Annotated in this window: 12 protein-coding genes; 7 read left to right on the plus strand and 5 right to left on the minus strand. The window is 66.2% G+C overall.

Annotation, left to right across the window (positions count from 1 at the left end):
• Positions 1–20: 20 nt before the first annotated feature.
• Genes CIMIT_RS02420 through CIMIT_RS02435 form a run of 4 tightly spaced genes read right to left on the minus strand, consistent with a single transcriptional unit; the run spans position 21 to position 3,818 of the window.
• Entirely contained in the window at positions 21–1,172 is a 1,152-nt protein-coding gene (locus tag CIMIT_RS02420; protein ID WP_038588659.1) for a trimeric intracellular cation channel family protein, read from the minus strand.
• Positions 1,173–1,221: 49 nt separating this feature from the next.
• On the minus strand, positions 1,222–2,460 hold the full coding sequence (locus CIMIT_RS02425) for a hypothetical protein (RefSeq protein ID WP_038588661.1): 1,239 nt from the start codon (positions 2,458–2,460) through the stop codon (positions 1,222–1,224).
• Between the two features lie 51 nt (positions 2,461–2,511).
• Positions 2,512–3,540 carry a C40 family peptidase gene (locus CIMIT_RS12295; RefSeq protein ID WP_231910325.1) on the minus strand — a complete coding sequence of 343 codons (1,029 nt, stop codon included), beginning with the start codon at positions 3,538–3,540 and terminating at the stop codon, positions 2,512–2,514.
• Positions 3,537–3,818, minus strand: coding sequence for a hypothetical protein (locus CIMIT_RS02435; protein ID WP_038588664.1), 282 nt, complete (start codon positions 3,816–3,818; stop codon positions 3,537–3,539). The genes CIMIT_RS12295 and CIMIT_RS02435 overlap by 4 nt, the downstream gene beginning before the upstream one ends.
• Positions 3,819–3,913: 95 nt before the next feature.
• Here CIMIT_RS02435 and upp point away from each other — a divergent pair, with 95 nt between their 5' ends.
• From upp to CIMIT_RS02450, 3 genes are read left to right on the plus strand one after another with little or no spacing between them, the layout of a single operon-like run.
• Positions 3,914–4,549: a uracil phosphoribosyltransferase gene (gene upp, locus CIMIT_RS02440; protein ID WP_038588667.1), complete on the plus strand. Its 636-nt coding sequence runs from the start codon at positions 3,914–3,916 to the stop codon at positions 4,547–4,549.
• A 58-nt stretch (positions 4,550–4,607) separates the two neighbouring features.
• Entirely contained in the window at positions 4,608–5,810 is a 1,203-nt protein-coding gene (locus CIMIT_RS02445; RefSeq protein ID WP_095066745.1) for an amidohydrolase, read from the plus strand.
• Positions 5,811–5,860: 50 nt separating this feature from the next.
• On the plus strand, positions 5,861–7,267 hold the full coding sequence (locus CIMIT_RS02450) for an NAD(P)H-quinone dehydrogenase (RefSeq protein WP_038588670.1): 1,407 nt from the start codon (positions 5,861–5,863) through the stop codon (positions 7,265–7,267).
• 606 nt (positions 7,268–7,873) lie between these two features.
• Here CIMIT_RS02450 and CIMIT_RS02455 read toward each other — a convergent pair.
• Complete coding sequence (locus CIMIT_RS02455; protein WP_038588673.1) at positions 7,874–9,136, minus strand: short-chain fatty acyl-CoA regulator family protein; 1,263 nt, start codon at positions 9,134–9,136, stop codon at positions 7,874–7,876.
• A gap of 196 nt (positions 9,137–9,332) precedes the next feature.
• Here CIMIT_RS02455 and prpD point away from each other — a divergent pair, with 196 nt between their 5' ends.
• From prpD to CIMIT_RS02475, 4 genes are all read left to right on the plus strand, one after another.
• On the plus strand, positions 9,333–10,844 hold the full coding sequence (prpD, locus tag CIMIT_RS02460) for a 2-methylcitrate dehydratase PrpD (RefSeq protein ID WP_038588675.1): 1,512 nt from the start codon (positions 9,333–9,335) through the stop codon (positions 10,842–10,844).
• Entirely contained in the window at positions 10,845–11,765 is a 921-nt protein-coding gene (gene prpB, locus CIMIT_RS02465; protein ID WP_038588678.1) for a methylisocitrate lyase, read from the plus strand.
• Between the two features lie 52 nt (positions 11,766–11,817).
• Positions 11,818–12,957 (plus strand): bifunctional 2-methylcitrate synthase/citrate synthase, encoded by a 1,140-nt coding sequence (locus CIMIT_RS02470; RefSeq protein WP_038588681.1) that lies wholly within the window; start codon positions 11,818–11,820, stop codon positions 12,955–12,957.
• A 209-nt stretch (positions 12,958–13,166) separates the two neighbouring features.
• Complete coding sequence (locus CIMIT_RS02475) at positions 13,167–16,589, plus strand: pyruvate carboxylase (protein WP_038588683.1); 3,423 nt, start codon at positions 13,167–13,169, stop codon at positions 16,587–16,589.

The raw sequence follows: 16,589 nt of genomic DNA on the forward strand, positions 1-16,589 counted from the left end.
GGGCAGTGGCGCGGCACGCGCTACGCCTCCTTATCGCGTTGCGCGTAGCGGGCGGCGAGGCGTTCGATCAGTTCGTCGGTGAGTTTTTCGTCGGCGAGGATCGTGTCCAACATGTCGTTGTGCATCGCCACCGTCTCCGGATCGACGGCCTCGAACTGGCCGGTAGTGTGGGTTTCTGCGTCGTAGTCGTCGTAGGAGTCGCCGGCGAGGTCGACGCCGAGGCCGTCGAACAGGCTCTCTTCCTCTTTGGCGTACTCGGGCTGCGGGATGCCCGCCTCAGCGAGCATCGACGGGTCGATCGCGGCGAACTCGGTGGTGAAATCCTCGAGGAAATCGTTCGCCTCGTGCTGCGCGGTGGAGCGGCGCTTGCCCTTCTTTACCTCGTTTTCGATCCGGCGTTGCAGCGCCTTTTCCATCTGGCGGTGGCGCCAGGAGCGCACGCGCGTCGGCTCCAGCTCGCGGGCGACGGCGCGGGAGCGGTGCTCCGCCTTCTTCGCCAGCGTGGCCACCTGGGCCGCGCCCTGGTTTACCGGGGCGTACTCGGAGTTGGTGGACACGCGCCAGTTGCCGTAGTACCCGATGAGGAACAGCGCAAAACTCACCACGGGTCCCAGGATCATGCCGAGCGCCATATACCCGGTGGCGCTACCGAGCAGCGTGATCAGCGAGCAGGCGACCGCGGGGATGACGGTGGGTTGGTTGTCGCCGAAGATGGAGGGCACGCCGCCGGTGACGACGTCGCGAAGCATGCCGCCGCCGGTCGCGGTAAACACGCCCATCATGATCGTGGGCAGAATTGGCAGCCCGTATTGGATCGCTTTCGATGCGCCTGTCGACGCCCACAGCGCGGACACCAGCGCATCGCCGTGGCTCTGGAGGAACTCCCAGGCTTTGCCCTTGAAATAGGTGAAGCGGGCGATCAGTGCGCCCGTGAACGCGAGGATGAGGTACTCCGGCTGGCTCATGGCGGCGACGGTGCCTTCGTTGATCAGGACGTCGCGAAGCATGCCGCCGCCGAGGGCGGACAGCATGGCGATGAAGAAGAAGCCGATGATGTCGTAGCCGCGGTGGCGGGCGAGCGTGCCGCCGATGACGCCCATCAGCAGCACGCCGGATACGTCAAACCAGCGGTAGATGGACGTGATGAGCGGATCGACTTGGTCGGCAGTCATAGCACCACATTCTAAGAGATGACCAGTGGCGGCGGCCGAAGAGTGCGACCTAGAACTTGGAGAAGCGCTTGATCAGCTGGTCTTCCATCTCGCGCCAGCTCTGCGCCTTATCCGTAAACGGTGCGGACGGCACGTAGCCTGCGGCCTCGGTGGAGCCGAGCATGTACGCCAGGTAGTCCTGGAAGCGCGGGTTGGCCAGCAGGAACTCGTTGAGGGAGTCGTCCTTGGCCCAGTCCGCGGCGTCGGCAAGCAGCTCGTAGGCCTTCGCCATCTGCTGGGTGTCCACCGCGTCGACGCCCTTGGCAATGTCCTCAGCCAGGCCGTTGAAGGAATAGGAGTTGTCCGGGTGGACCTCCACCTTCAGCGTGCCGGCGTTTGCCGCGCTGACCAGATCAGGCCAGGTGGACACGCCGCCGAGGTCGTGGTCGTCGTGCTCCAGGATCCAGCGGGTCAGGTGCTTGCCGGTGGGGAAGGTAAAGATTTCGCCGAACTTGCCCAAGAACACCGGGGTGGAGCCCAGGTAGGTGCGCAGCGTGTAGACGCTTTTGCCCTGCACCGAGATTTTCACCGGGTCGATGCCAGCGGTGGCCCACAGCGTGGAGTCGTACGGGTCGGCGGCAGCGGCCTGCTCCCGCGCCTTGGACTCTTCCGCCTGCTTCGCCTGCGCGCGGGCGGCCTCGGCGGATTCGATGGCGCTTTGAGCGGCGCTGACCGCAGTCGCGTCGAGCTCGCTTGTCGGCACGCGGCGCACCGAGTCATCCAGCGAGGCGACGACGTCCTTCCAATTCGCCAGCACGACGTGGCCGAGGCCGGACCATTCGTCCATGCCGTTGTCGCCGGAGTAGTGCTCCGAGCCGCGGGCGACGTTGCCCAGCACCGAGTGGGAGGCGAAGAAGATCTGCGCTTGCTCGGCGCTCGCCACATCAGCCAGGGAGCGCGCGACCTGCAGCACGCCGTTGAGCGAGGACACGTTCACGTGGCTCGGGCGCCCAGCCAAGTACTCGGGCGCGCCGATGATGTCGAAGGTGTGCTTCTCATCCGGAACAACCCGGTCGTCGCCCTGGGCGCTAAAGGCCTTCCACTTCGGGTGGTCGCTCAGGTCGTGCTTGGCGTGCGTGTTCAGGTACGCCAGCAGCTCGGCTGGTGAGTCGAACACTAACACGGATTCGTCATCGCCCAGGAACGCCTGCCATTCGGCGCCGTGTTCCTTCCAGGTTGGAGCCCACAGGGTGTAGAAGTCGCCCTGGGTCAGCGAGATTTTCACGGGGAGGATTGCGCGCGTGCTCATGAACGCAAACTCTACTAAAACCCAGCGCGCGCACCACACCCAACCCGCGCGCTAGGCAGTCGGCCGCCAGAAGCCACGGAACGGCATGCCGATGTTTTCGGTGCGCACCGGGTTGAGCTGGACGGGGTCGCCCGCCTCGATCATCATCCCGTCCCCGGCGTACATGGCCACGTGCCCGTCCCACACCACCAGGTCGCCTTCCTGCAGGTCCTCGTAGGCGACCTGCTGGCCGATGGCTTGTTCCGCGGCGGTGCGCGGGATGTCTACCCCGGCCTGGTTGTAGGCCCAGGAGGTCAGTCCTGAACAGTCGAAGCCGCCCGGCTGGCTGCCGCCCCACACGTACGGGGTGCCCAGCTGCGACTTCGCTGCCTGGACGGCGGCGTTGCCCGCGGCGTTGGGGCGCTCGCCCAGCTCGTCGGAGACCGGCTGGTTCGGCTCCGGCGGGGCGACATCTGTGGAGGCGGCGGTGGGGGTGACCTGTGGGGCGTCGGCAAGCGAGCGCAGCGTATGCTCGGCCTGCTGGGCAATTGGCGACGCCTTAAGCGCCTGCTGTGCCTGACGCGCCGCCGTCGTTTCATTGAGCTGGTTGGCCAGGCTATCCAAATCCTTGCCGAGCGTATCCAGGATGAGACCCGCCCGGGTCAGGCCGGCGGTGACGACGGGCGCGGCTGCGGCGAGTTGGGCGAGCGGGCCGCCCACGGTGGCGGCACCAGCTGCGGCGAGCGCGTTGCGCACCATCGAATTGGCGGTGGTTACGAGCTCGGCGACTGCCGTGGCGACGTAGACGCCGCCCGCAACGACGAGGTCGCTGATCTCGTCGCGCTGCGCGGCGAGCGACACGGCGGCCTCCTGGAAGCGCTGCGGGTCACCGCCGACCATTGCAGCGAGCGCGCCGAAGTCGTCGAAGCCCGGGGTGGAAAACGGCGGCAGGGTGGGGATCGGCTCGGGGCATGCCCCGAGGATCTTGCCCATGGCGTAGATCGGGTCGATGGGGGAGCCTTTGACCACGTTGAGCGTGGCGTCAACCGTGGGGTGCTGCGCGAATTGGGTGAGCGCGCTACCGAGTGTTGGTGTGCTCACAGTCCTGCCTCCAGACACTGGCCGGTGGTTTCATCGACGTGGTAGGCCGCCTGGGCGGTTAAGTCCATGTTGCCGGCGATGCGGTGGGCGGCCTCCCGCAACTCGTCGGCCTTGGTGTTAGCACAGGCAATGGCGCTGTCGACGGCGCGGGCGAAGTTGGCTACGGGCCCGAGTTCGGGGATGGGGAGATGCGTCAGGTGGTTGAGCGCACCGGCGTCGGCGCGCAGGGAGTCGGTGTGCGAGTTGACGAGCGAGGCTTCGAGTTCAAATATGTCCATGCATTGTTAGACGCACGCAACGCGGGTCCGGTTCCCTCCGGAGGCGAAAAAGTTTAAAAAGGCGTCCGCGAACACGTCGTCTACCATTGGGGCCTATGGACATCACCATTGTGGAACACCCCCTGGCCGCCTCCCGCCTGACGATCATGCGCGACGAGCGCAGCAACAACGCCGCCTTCCGCGCCGCGCTCGCTGACCTCGGAGCCATGCTGATTTATGAGGCCTGCCGTGACCTCGAGGTGGAGACCTTTGACACCGCCACGCCCGTGGCCACCGCGCGCGGTTCGCGGCTGCGCACCCCGCCGATTATCGTGCCGATCATCCGCGCGGGTCTCGGCATGATCGACCCGGCGCTCTCGATGATTCCGGATGCGCAGGTCGGCTTCATCGGCATGGCGCGCAACGAGGAGACCCACGAGCCGGTGCCATACTTGGAGGCGCTGCCGGAGGACCTGTCCGGCCAGCCGGTGTTCTTGGTTGACCCGATGCTGGCCACCGGCGGTTCGCTCATCCACGCGATTGACCTGCTCGTGGCGCGCGGGGCGGACGATATTACGTGCGTGTGCATGGTGAGTGCGCAGCCGGGCGTCGATAAGCTCAAAGCTCACGGCGGGCCGGTCCGCCTGATTACTGCGGCGATTGACCCGGGCCTCAACGAGCAGGCCTACATCGTGCCGGGCCTGGGGGACGCGGGCGATCGCCTGTACGGGCCGCGCAACATCGACGTGTAAGGGGGCGCGTAGACTTAACACGTTCAACACCTAAATCAGCGAGGCAGAAGGAGGCGCAGTGGCAGAAACGGCATCAATCGCCGCGGCCGTCGACGCTTGGGTGACGCAGCACCACGACGAGGTTTTGGGGTGGCGTCGCCATCTGCACTCGCACCCGGAGCTGTCCAACGAAGAGGTGGAGACCACCAAGTTCCTCCACGATGTGCTGGTCGCGCACGGTCTGCAGCCCGTGCCCTTTCCCGGCACCGGTCTGTACGTGGACATCGGCCCGGAGACGGGGGATCGCCTCGCGTTTCGCGCGGACATCGACGCGCTGAAGGTCACTGAGCAGACCGGTCTGCCTTTCGCCTCGACGGTGCAGGGGATCTCCCACGCCTGCGGCCACGACGTGCACACCACCGTGGCCTTGGCGCTCGCCTGCGCGCTTGCCGACGTCGACCTGCCCCACGGCGTCCGCATCATCTTCCAGCCGGCCGAAGAGGTCATGGGCGGCGGCGCGCTCGACGTGATCAAGTGGGGCGGGCTCGAAGGCGTGCGCACCATCTACGCGCTGCACGCGGAGCCGAAGCTGCGCGTTGGCCAGGTCGGTGTGCGCGCCGGGGCGATCACCTCGGCCTCGGACGTGCTGCGCCTGCGGGTCGAAGGCCCGGGCGGGCACACCTCGCGCCCGCAGCTGACGGCCGATGTGGTCTACGCGCTCGGCGCGCTGATCACCCAGCTGCCCGCGCTGCTCTCGCGCCGTGTGGACCCGCGCACCGGCACGGTGCTGGTCTTCGGGCACGTGGATGCGGGCGACGCGCCGAACGCGATCCCGAAGGCGGGCGTGCTGGAGGGCACGATCCGCACCGCGGATATCACCACCTGGCGCGGCCTGGAGGACCTGCTCACGGACCTGATCGACCTGGTCGTCGCCCCGACTGGCTGCACGTACCACCTCGACTACGTGCGCGGGGTGCCGCCGGTGCTGAACGACGACGCGGCGACCGCCCTTGCCGCCACCGCCGGCCGCGCAGTCGACCCGCACGCGATCGTCACGGCCCCGCAGTCCTCCGGCGGGGAGGACTTCTCTTGGTACCTCGAACACGTCCCGGGCGCGATGGTGCGCCTCGGTGCGTGGAGCGGAGCGGGCGAGAAGTACGACCTGCACCAGGGCAACCTGAACATCGACGAGCGCGCGATTGCCGTCGGCGTGCGCTTCTTCGGCTCGGTGGTGGAGCAGTACTTCAACGCACAATCAGCGTCGCCTGCGCCTGGCCGGTAGACTGGCTCAGGAAAAATCTAGATTCACGTACATAAGGGGAGAAGAACTCGGTGTCGAAGAAGATCGTCATTGTTGGTGGAGGCCCGGCGGGCTACGAGGCGGCGCTGGTCGCCTCGAACTACGGCGCGGAGATCGTCGTGGTGGAAGACCAGGGGGCTGGCGGTTCGGCGATCCGGAAGGACGTCGTGCCGTCGAAAAGCTTCATTGCGGGCGCCAACATTAAGACGGACTTGCGCCGCGCCGACGACATGGGGCTCAACCACGGCCTGGGCGAGGCGAAGCTGGCGCTGAGCGCGCTGAACAACCGTGTCGTGGCGTTGGCCGCCGAACAATCGCGCGACATCCGCGAGCAGCTCGACCGCGTGGGCGTGCAGTTTATCGACGGGCGGGCGCGCTTTACCGACGAGCAGAAGGGCCACACCACCCACAGCCTCGAGGTCGAGCTTGCCGACGGCACGACCGAGGAAATCACCTGCGACATGGTACTCGTCTGCACCGGCGCGAGCCCGCGCGTGCTCAAGGGTGCGGAGCCGGACGGGGAGCGCATCCTCAACTGGCGCCAGATGTACAACCTGATCGAGATGCCCACCCACTTGATCGTGGTCGGCTCCGGTGTCACCGGTGCGGAGTTCGTCTCCGCCTTCGCCGAGCTGGGTGTGAAGGTGACCATGGTCGCCTCGCGCAACCGCATTCTGCCGCACGACGACGCGGATGCCGCCGACGTGCTCGAGACCGTCCTGGGCAACCTGGGTGTGCAGCTGGAGAAGGATGCGCGCGTCGAGCGCGTGGAAAACACCGGTGACGGCGTGATCGTCCACACCACCGACGGGCGCGCCATCGAGGGCTCGCACGTGATGATGTCGATTGGCTCGATCCCGAACACCGCCGACCTGAACCTGGAAGCTGCGGGCGTGGAGACCACCCCGTCCGGCCACATCCACGTCGACCGTGTTTCCCGCACCAACGTCGCCGGTATCTACGCAGCGGGCGACTGCACCGACCTCATGCCGCTCGCCTCTGTCGCCGCGCAGCAAGGCCGCATCGCCGTCGACCACGCGCTCGGCGAGGGCGTGAAACCGCTGCGCATCAAGACTGTCGGCAACGCCGTGTTCACCCGCCCGGAGATCGCGGCGGTGGGCGTGACCGAGCAGGAGATCAAGGACGGCAAGATCGCCGCCGACGTGTACAAGCTGCCGCTGGCCACCAACGCGCGCGCGAAGATGCGCTCGCTGCAGCACGGCTTTGTCAAGATCTTCGCCCGCAAGGGCTCCGGCCAGGTCGTCGGTGGCGTGATCGTCGCGCCGACCGCCTCCGAGCTCATCCACTCGCTGACCATCGCGGTGGCGAACAACCTCACTGTCGCGCAGCTGGCCAATTCCATGGCGGTCTACCCGTCGCTGTCCGGCTCCGTGACGGAGGCGGCGCGCCGCCTGGTGAAGAAGTCAGATCTGGACTAGACCTGTCATGTCTAAGGGCTTTTTGGACAAGGAGTCCAACGACTTTTTGGACGGGATGTCTAAGGGCATTTTGGACATTCCCAGTAGCGGAAAGGCTGAATGGTTTTCGCTATAGAAAAACGCCGCGAGCTGGTTGCCCTCGAGTCCCCTAATGTCGACAAAGCCATCACTCCGATGGCGTCGTTCAGAAGCGCGGATGAAAGTCCAAGGCCAACTACGCGGGAGCAGCGGTGCGTGTATAGCCGCCGACGGCAGACCACCCTAAGACTCAAGGAGCACGTGCTTTAAGCCCTGGTCGCCGCCGACAGCCCCGAGATGATCTACACAGCCCCTGGCGGCGAGAGCTCTTCAGTGCGCAGCCTCCGGCAGCGGTACGCCACGGGCCGCACGGCCGGTGAGCCAACCTCACCTTGCCGAGGCAACGAAGCACGATCAAGCACGGCGAAGCACCCCGTAACTGTCCTGCTTGTGACCGCAGCACAGACCACGAGAATGATCCGCTAGAAAGTGTCCAAGAACTCCATGGATTCCGTGTCCAATAAGTCATTAGACTCCGTGTCCAAAAACTCTATAGACATAACAGATCTGGACTAGACCTGGACTAGTTCACAGCGCTGGGAACGCCCGCTGCGGGCATTCGTGCCGCGGGCAAGTCTCGCAGCCGGGCCCGATCGGGGTGGCGGAGTCCGGTGAGAGGTCGAGCCCGTCGGCGTAGACCATGCGGTCGGCGTGGGCTGCGTTGCAGCCGAGCGTCACCGCGTTTTCTTTCCGGGGCGCGCCGAATTCCACGGCGGGGCCCTGCACCATCCGCGCCACCCACATGTACGTGCGCCCGTCGGGCATGACGGAGACCTGCCGGGTGACGCGGTTTGGCGTTTCGAAGGCGCGGTGCACGACCCACAGGGGGCAGGTGCCTCCGCGCTGTGAGAAGTGGAACGAGGTGGTGGACTGCCGCTTCGAAATGTTGCCCGCCCGGTCGGTGCGGATGAACACGAAGGGGATTGCGGCGGCGCCGGGGCGCTGCAGGGTGCCGAGGCGCTGGCAGGTCGACTCGAAGCCGGTGCCGAAGCGGGCGGAGATGACGTCGATGTCGTAGCGGGTCTCCTCGGCCGCCTCCAGGAAGAGCGAGTACGGCATGGTGACGGCGGCGGCGAAGTATTGCGCGAGTCCGTGGCGGGCGAGTTGGCGGGCGCGGGGGGCGGCGATGGGGGAGACGTGGGCGTCGAGAAGCGGGCGGTGCGCGATGCGCGCGTAGTGGTAGGACAGCTCGAAGCACTGCTGGGCTTCGGTGAGCCCGGCGCGGACGCGGATTTCGCGGCTTGCGGCATCCGCGAGTGAGCGCTCGCCGGCGGTTGCCTGGTTGAAGCGGACGGTGTAGCCGTAGTCGCGGTCGAGCGCGCCGGCGATGCGGGTGAGCCGCAGTTGGCGGGCGTGGGCGCCGGCGGCGAAGTCTTCGGCGGCGCAGTCGAGGTCGTGGAAGTAGTTGTTGTGCTGCTGGAAGAAGTCGCGGACCACGATGTGCGGGTTGTTGGCGGTACCGGCGAGTAGTGCGGGCAGCGCTTTGATGCCTTCGGCGACGGCGGGGTAGCGCAGGGCGATGTCTGCGAGGTCGGCGTCGGGGACGCCGGGAAGCAGCTCTGCGAGCTCGCCGGCGACTCGCTGTTCGGAGGCGGGGGAGAAGTAGCTGGCGTCGAGGCCGAACACCTGGGTGAGTTGCAAAAGCACGGTCACGGTGAGTGGCCGCTGGTCGTTTTCGAGCTGGTTGAGGTAGCTGGTGGAGATGCCGAGTTTGCGCGCCATGTCCACCTGGGTGAGCCCTTCGGTGGTACGCAGCGTGTGAATTCTTGCCCCCGCGTAGTGCTTGGCCATCGCGTTTCGCCTTTGCTTCCCTGTCCTGAACTGTATGTTTACAAAGTTTACAAAATTTACGCGCCCGTGACACTAATTTTCACACATTGGAGAATGACCTGGCACACATTTACGGCCCTAGTATGAGTTCCGACAACAGGGCCATCGCTTATCGACGCCCACTCGTCCCCACACAAGCCGAGGAGTTGCACTCACAATGATCAACCATGAAGTTCGCACCCGGAAGTCCGCCGACGACTTCCCCATCGAAGAGCACCTTGCGTACAAGGTGGCCAAGGTTGCCGCTGACCCGGTCGAGGTTCCGGAAGACACCCGCGAGATGATCATCAACCGCATCATCGACAACGCGTCGGTCGCGGTCGCCTCCTACGGCCGCCGTCCCGTCGCCACCGCCCGCGCGATGGCCGAGGCGCACCCGGTCGCCGAGGGTGGCGCGCAGATCTTCGGCATCGACGGTTCCTTCTCCGCAGAGTGGGCCGCCTTCGCCAACGGCACTGCCGTGCGTGAGCTGGACTTCCACGACACCTTCCTCGCCGCCGAGTACTCCCACCCGGGCGACAACATCCCGGCGCTGCTCGCCGTGGCCCAGCACAAGGGTCTCGACGGCAAGGCGCTGATCCGCGGCATCGCCACCGGCTACGAGATCCAGGTCAACCTGGTCAAGGGCATCTGCCTGCACGAGTGGAAGATCGACCACGTCGCCCACCTCGGCCCGTCGGTTGCCGCAGGTATCGGCACCATGCTCGAGTTGGACGTGGACACCATCTACCAGGCCGTCGGCCAGGCGCTGCACACCACGACCGCGACCCGTCAGTCCCGCAAGGGCCTGATCTCCTCCTGGAAGGCCTCCGCCCCGGCGTTCGCCGGCAAGATGGGCATCGAAGCCGTCGACCGCACCATGCGCGGCGAGGGTGCCCCGGCCCCGATCTGGGAGGGCGAGGACGGCTTCATCGCCTGGATGCTGCACTCCCCGGAGCGCACCTACATCGTCCCGCTGCCCGCAGACGGCGAGGCCAAGCGCGCAATCCTGGAGACCTACACCAAGGAGCACTCCGCCGAGTACCAGGCGCAGGCCCCGATCGACCTGGCGCGCCGCATGAAGCAGACCATCGCCGATGCCGGCAAGTCCACCGCCGACATCGAATCGATCGTCCTGCACACCTCGCACCACACCCACTACGTCATCGGCACCGGCGCGAACGACCCGCAGAAGATGGACCCCACCGCATCCCGCGAAACCCTGGACCACTCGATTATGTACATGTTCGCCGTCGCGCTCGAGGACGGCACCTGGCACCACGTCAACTCCTACACCCCGGAGCGCGCCGGCCGGAAGGAAACCGTCGAGCTGTGGCACAAGATCTCCACGGTCGAAGACGAGGAGTGGACCCGCCGCTACCACTCGCAGGACCCGAACGAGAAGGCCTTCGGCTGCCGCGCCGTGATCACCTTCGCGGATGGCACCGTCATCGAAGACGAGATGGCAGTTGCCGACGCCCACCCGTTCGGTGCCCGCCCGTTCGAGCGCGAAAACTACATCACCAAGTTCCGCACCCTGGCCGAGGGCATCGTCACCCCGGAGGAGCAGGACCGCTTCCTCGCAGCCGTGCAGGACCTGGAAAACCTGAAAGACCTGTCCGAGCTCAACGTCGTGGTGAACGACGAAGCGAAGGCAAACGCACCTGAGATCCCGGGAGGTATCTTCTAAATGTTTGCACCAGAAAAAACGCCGCATGAGCGTCGTAAAGCACTGCGCGAATCGCTCGCCGCGGAGACCATCACGAAGCTGCCGGGCGCGTTCAACCCACTGACCGCGCGCCTGATCGAGGACATCGGCGCCTTCGAAGGCGTCTACGTCTCCGGCGCAGTGGTGGCCAACGACCTGGGCCTGCCTGACATCGGCCTGACCACCCTGTCTGAGGTGGCCAACCGCGGCGGCCAGATCGCGCGCGCCACCAACCTGCCGGTGCTCATCGACGCTGATACCGGCTTCGGCGAGCCTATGAGCGCCGCCCGCACCGTCGCCGAGTTCGAAGCCGCCGGCTTGGCCGCGCTGCACCTGGAGGACCAGGTCAACCCGAAGCGCTGCGGCCACCTCGACGGCAAGGAGGTCGTGCCGCGCGACCTGATGGTCCGTCGCATCACCGCCGCGGTGCGCGAGCGCTCCGACGACCAGTTCGTCATCTGCGCCCGCACGGACGCCGCCGGCATCGAAGGCATCGACGAGGCCATCGAGCGCGCGAAAGCCTACGCGGATGCGGGCGCGGACCTCATCTTCACCGAGGCGCTGTACTCGGAGGAGGACTTTGCAAAGTTCCGCGCCGCCGTCGACACGCCGCTTTTGGCCAACATGACGGAGTTCGGCAAGACCGAGCTGCTCTCGGCAGAGACGCTGCAGAACCTCGGCTACAACGCCGTGATCTGGCCGGTGACCACCTTCCGCATCGCCATGGGCCAGACCGAGGCGATGCTGCGTGACATCGCAGAAACCGGCATCCAGACCGAATGGCTGGACAAGATGCAGCACCGCTCGCGCCTCTACGAGCTGGTCCGCTACAACGAGTACAACCAGTTCGACCAGTCCGTCTTCACCTACTCCAAGGACAGCTACAAGTCCACCTTCGAGTAGGGCAGAAGCAGCCAACCCCCAACCCATTTCTTTCCAAAAAGGAGTACACATCATGTCTGATCAGGAAATCCGCAAGGGCCTCGCCGGCGTCGTCGCCGACTACACCGCCATCTCTAAGGTCAACCCGGAGACCAACTCGCTGCTGTACCAGGGCTACCCGGTCCAGGAGCTGGCCGAGAACTGCACCTTCGAGGAGGTCGCCTACCTGCTGTGGCACGGCGAGCTGCCGGACGAGGCAGGCCGCGAGGAGTTCCGCAACGGCTGCATGACCAACCGCGACATCGACGAGGAGCTCATCCAGGTCATCAACTTCCTGCCGAAGGACTGCCACCCGATGGACGTGCTGCGCACCGCAGTGTCCTTCCTGGGCACCCGCGACGAGTACAAGTTCACCCCGAACTCTGAGCACATCCGCAAGATCGGTACCCAGCTGCTCGCCCAGCTGCCCACCGTTGTGGCCACCGACATCCGCCGCCGCCAGGGCAAGGACTACATCGCCCCGACCAAGGACAAGGGCTTCGCCGAGAACTTCCTCTGGATGGTCTTCGGCGACGAGGAGGGCTCCCCGGCCACCATCAAGTCCGACATCGAGGCTTTTGAGAAGTCGCTCATCCTGTACGCGGAGCACTCCTTCAACGCTTCCACCTTCACCGCGCGCACCGTCACCTCCACGCAGGCGGATGCCTGGTCCGCCATCACCGCGGCCATCGGCGCGCTGAAGGGCCCGCTGCACGGCGGCGCGAACGAGTTCGTCATGCACAACATGGTCGATGTCGGCTCGCCGGAGAACGCGGAGGAGTGGACGCTGAACAAGCTGAAGAACAAGGAGCTCGTCATGGGCTTCGGCCACCGCGTCTACAAGAAGGGCGACTCGCGCGTGCCCACTATGGAGGCCGCTTTCAAGAAGCTGGCTGCCGAGCACCCGGAGAAGGACGCCCAGAAGTGGGTGGAGATCTACGACATCATGGCCAAGACCATGTACGAGAACACCTCCATCAAGATCCGCCCGAACCTGGACTTCCCGTCCGGCCCGGCCTACTACATCCTGGGCTTCGACATCGAGTTCTTCACCCCGCTGTTCGTCATGGCGCGCATCACCGGCTGGATCGCTCACATCATTGAGCAGTACGAGAACAACTCCCTGATCCGCCCGCTGTCCGCCTACAACGGCCCGGAGGAGCGTCACCTCTAAGCGCCTGCCGCTTCTCGACGCCCCGCTCACCCCAGCCCGCCGCACCGCTTCGCCGCCGGCGGGCTGCGGCGTGTGTGAGCCCACCCCCGTTTCGCAGATTTCCCAAATAAAAATGACCATTACAGTCGGGATTAGCGGTATGATCGATCTGCTGTGTTCGACATGCGAACCGCGCGCTCCTGGCACAAAAGCGAAAGGACCTACCTCCAGTGGACACGCTTCCTCTCAATGACCTGCCCGCATTCAAGAAGATTCTGGTTGCGAACCGCGGTGAGATCGCCGTCCGCGCGTTCCGCGCCGCGTTTGAGACCGGGGCGAAGACAGTCGCCGTCTACCCCCGGGAGGACCGCAACTCCTTCCACCGCCCGTTCGCGGACGAGGCGGTGCAGATTGGTACCGAGGGCCAGCCCGTCAAGGCGTACCTGGATATCGACGAGATTATCCGCGCCGCGAAGCAGACCGGCGCCGACGCCGTCTACCCGGGCTACGGCTTCCTTTCCGAGCGCGCTGACCTCGCCCGCGCCTGTGCCGCCAACGGCATCAAGTTCATCGGTCCGTCTGCCGAGACCCTGGACCTGACCGGCGACAAGGCCGCCGCCGTCCACGCCGCCGAGCGCGCCGGCCTGCCCACGCTGAAGGACTCCGAGCCCTCCGCCGACCCGAAGCAACTGGCCGAGTATGCGAAGGAATTCCAGTTCCCCGTCTTTGTCAAGGCTGTCGCCGGTGGCGGCGGGCGTGGCATGCGCTTCATTGAGAAGCCGGAGGACGTCGAGGCCCTCGCCGCTGAGGCATCCCGCGAGGCGGAGGCCGCTTTCGGCGACCCGAACGTCTACATCGAGCGTGCTGTGATCAACCCGCAGCACATCGAGGTGCAGGTCATGGCCGACTCCTACGGCAACGTGATCCACCTCTACGAGCGTGATTGCTCCCTGCAGCGCCGCCACCAGAAGGTCGTCGAGATCGCGCCCGCTCAGCACATCACCGAGGAGCAGCGCCAGCGCATCTGTGCTGATGCCGTGGCGTTTTGTAAGGAGATCAACTACGAGGGCGCTGGCACCGTCGAGTTCCTCGTGGACGAAGAAGGCAACCACGTCTTCATCGAGATGAACCCGCGCGTGCAGGTTGAGCACACCGTGACCGAGGAGGTCACCGGCGTGGACATCGTGAAGAACCAGATGTACATCGCCGCGGGCGCGAAGCTCGCGGACATCCACCTGGAGCAGGACCTCATCGAGGTCAACGGTGCGGCCCTGCAGTGCCGCATCACCACCGAGGACCCGAACAACGGCTTCCGCCCAGACTCCGGCACCGTGACCGGTTACCGTTCCCCGGGCGGCGCGGGTGTGCGCCTCGACGGTTCTGTGGCCGTGGGCACCGAAATCACCCCCAACTTCGACTCGCTGCTGGTCAAGATGACCTGCCGCGGCCGCAACTTCCAAGTGGCCGTGGACCGCGCCCTGCGCGCGCTCAACGAGTTCACCGTCAACGGTGTCTCCACCAACATCGGTTTCCTGCGCGCGCTGCTGTCGCAGCAGGACTTCCAGAAGGAGCGCATCAACACCGGCTACATCGCCGCGCACCCCTTCCTGCTGGAGGCCCCGCCGGCTGCCGACGACGCTGGCCGCATCCTGGATTACCTGGCTAACGTCACGGTGAACCGCCCGAACGGCCCGCGCCCGACGGAGATCCGCCCGTCGAAGAAGCTGCCCACCACCGACTACGGCGAGACCCCGCGCGGCTCTCGCGACGAGCTGCTCGAGCTCGGCCCGACAAAGTGGGCGGAGAAGCTGCGCAACCAGACCGCGCTGGGTGTGACCGAGACGACCTTCCGCGACGCGCACCAGTCGCTGCTGGCCACCCGCATCCGCACGAACACGCTCGTCGCAGCGGCGAAGCATGTCGGCCACCTCACCCCGGAGCTGACCTCCGTGGAGGCCTGGGGCGGCGCGACCTACGACGTGGGCATGCGCTTTTTGCACGAGTCGCCGTGGATGCGCCTTGATGAGCTGCGCGAGGCGATGCCGAACGTGAACATCCAGATGCTGCTGCGCGGCCGCAACACGGTCGGCTACACCCCGTACCCGGACTCGGTCACCCGCGCGTTCGTGCAGGAGGCGGCGAACTCCGGCATCGATATCTTCCGCATCTTCGACGCGCTCAACGACGTCTCCCAGATGCGCCCGGCCATCGACGCCGTGCTGGAGACCAACACCACCGTCGCCGAGGTTGCCATGGCCTACTCCGGCAACCTGCTCGACCCGGCCGAGGACCTCTACACGCTGGACTACTACCTGAAGCTGGCGGAGCAGATTGTCGACGCCGGCGCGCACGTCCTTGCCATCAAGGACATGGCCGGCCTCATGCGCCCGGGCGCGGCGGCGAAGCTCGTCACCGCGCTGCGCGAGCGCTTCGACCTGCCGGTCCACGTGCACACCCACGACACCGCGGGCGGCCAGCTGGCCACCTACCTCGCCGCCGCCAACGCCGGCGCTGATGTAGTTGACGTGGCATCCGCCCCGCTCGCCGGTACGACCTCGCAGCCGTCGATGTCCGCCCTTGTCGCGGCGTTTGCCAACACGGAGCGCGACACCGGCATTTCGCTGCAGGCTGTCTCCGACATGGAGCCTTACTGGGAGGCCGTGCGCCAGGTCTACGCGCCGTTCGAGTCCGGTATTCCCGGCCCGACCGGTCGCGTGTACAAGCACGAGATCCCGGGCGGCCAGCTTTCCAACCTGCGCACGCAGGCCAACGCCCTGGGCCTGGGCGACCGTTTCGAGCTGATCGAGGACTACTACGCCGCAGTCAACGAGATCCTCGGCCGCCCCACCAAGGTCACCCCGTCGTCGAAGGTTGTCGGCGACCTGGCGCTGCACCTCGTGGGCGCGGGCGTGGACCCGAAGGACTTCGCGGAAAACCCGCGCAAGTACGACATCCCCGAGTCCGTCATCGGCTTCCTGCAGGGTGAGCTGGGCACGCCTCCGGGCGGCTGGCCGCTGCTTCGCGACGCGGCACTCGCCGACCGCAGCCCCGTCGATCACACCGTCGAGGTCCCGGCCGAGCTCGAGGGTGACCTCGCTTCCGAGGACCACACCACCCGCCGCGCGGCGCTGGACAAGCTGCTGTTCCCGAAGCAGTACGCGGAGTTCCTCGAACACCGCCGCACCTACGGTGTGACCGACCAGCTCTCCGACAAGACCTTTTTCTACGGCCTTGTCGAGGGCGAGGAGACCATGATTTGGTACGGCGAGATCGACGAACAGCGCCCGCCGCTGTCCGTGCGCCTCGACGCCGTCGGCGAGCCGGACGAGAAGGGCATGCGCCAGGTCATCCTCACCGTCAACGGCCAGATCCGTCCGATGCTGGTGCGTGACGAGAGCGCCGAGTCCACGGTCGCGGAGGCTGAGAAGGCCGACACCTCGAACCCGGGCCATGTGGCCGCACCGTTCGCGGGCGTGGTCAACCTCACCGTGAAGGTGGGCGACGAGGTCAAGGCCGGCGACCAGGTCGCCACGATCGAGGCGATGAAGATGGAGGCCGGCATTTCCGCCACCAAGGACGGCACGATCGAGCGCCTCGCGTTTAGCCAGCCGACCAAGGTGGAGGGCGGCGACCTGGTGGTGGTCATCTCCTAG

The sequence above is a fragment of the Corynebacterium imitans genome (genome assembly GCF_000739455.1).
GTDB classification, from domain to species: domain Bacteria; phylum Actinomycetota; class Actinomycetes; order Mycobacteriales; family Mycobacteriaceae; genus Corynebacterium; species Corynebacterium imitans.

Excerpts from the sequence above, each read along its gene's own strand:
- CIMIT_RS02420 (WP_038588659.1), bottom strand. The coding sequence starts at position 1,172 with ATGACTGCCGACCAAGTCGATCCGCTCATCACGTCCATCTACCGCTGG.
- CIMIT_RS02425 (WP_038588661.1), bottom strand. The coding sequence starts at position 2,460 with ATGAGCACGCGCGCAATCCTCCCCGTGAAAATCTCGCTGACCCAGGGC.
- CIMIT_RS02435 (WP_038588664.1), bottom strand. The coding sequence starts at position 3,818 with ATGGACATATTTGAACTCGAAGCCTCGCTCGTCAACTCGCACACCGAC.
- upp (WP_038588667.1), top strand. The coding sequence starts at position 3,914 with ATGGACATCACCATTGTGGAACACCCCCTGGCCGCCTCCCGCCTGACG.
- CIMIT_RS02455 (WP_038588673.1), bottom strand. The coding sequence starts at position 9,136 with ATGGCCAAGCACTACGCGGGGGCAAGAATTCACACGCTGCGTACCACC.
- prpD (WP_038588675.1), top strand. The coding sequence starts at position 9,333 with ATGATCAACCATGAAGTTCGCACCCGGAAGTCCGCCGACGACTTCCCC.
- prpB (WP_038588678.1), top strand. The coding sequence starts at position 10,845 with ATGTTTGCACCAGAAAAAACGCCGCATGAGCGTCGTAAAGCACTGCGC.
- CIMIT_RS02470 (WP_038588681.1), top strand. The coding sequence starts at position 11,818 with ATGTCTGATCAGGAAATCCGCAAGGGCCTCGCCGGCGTCGTCGCCGAC.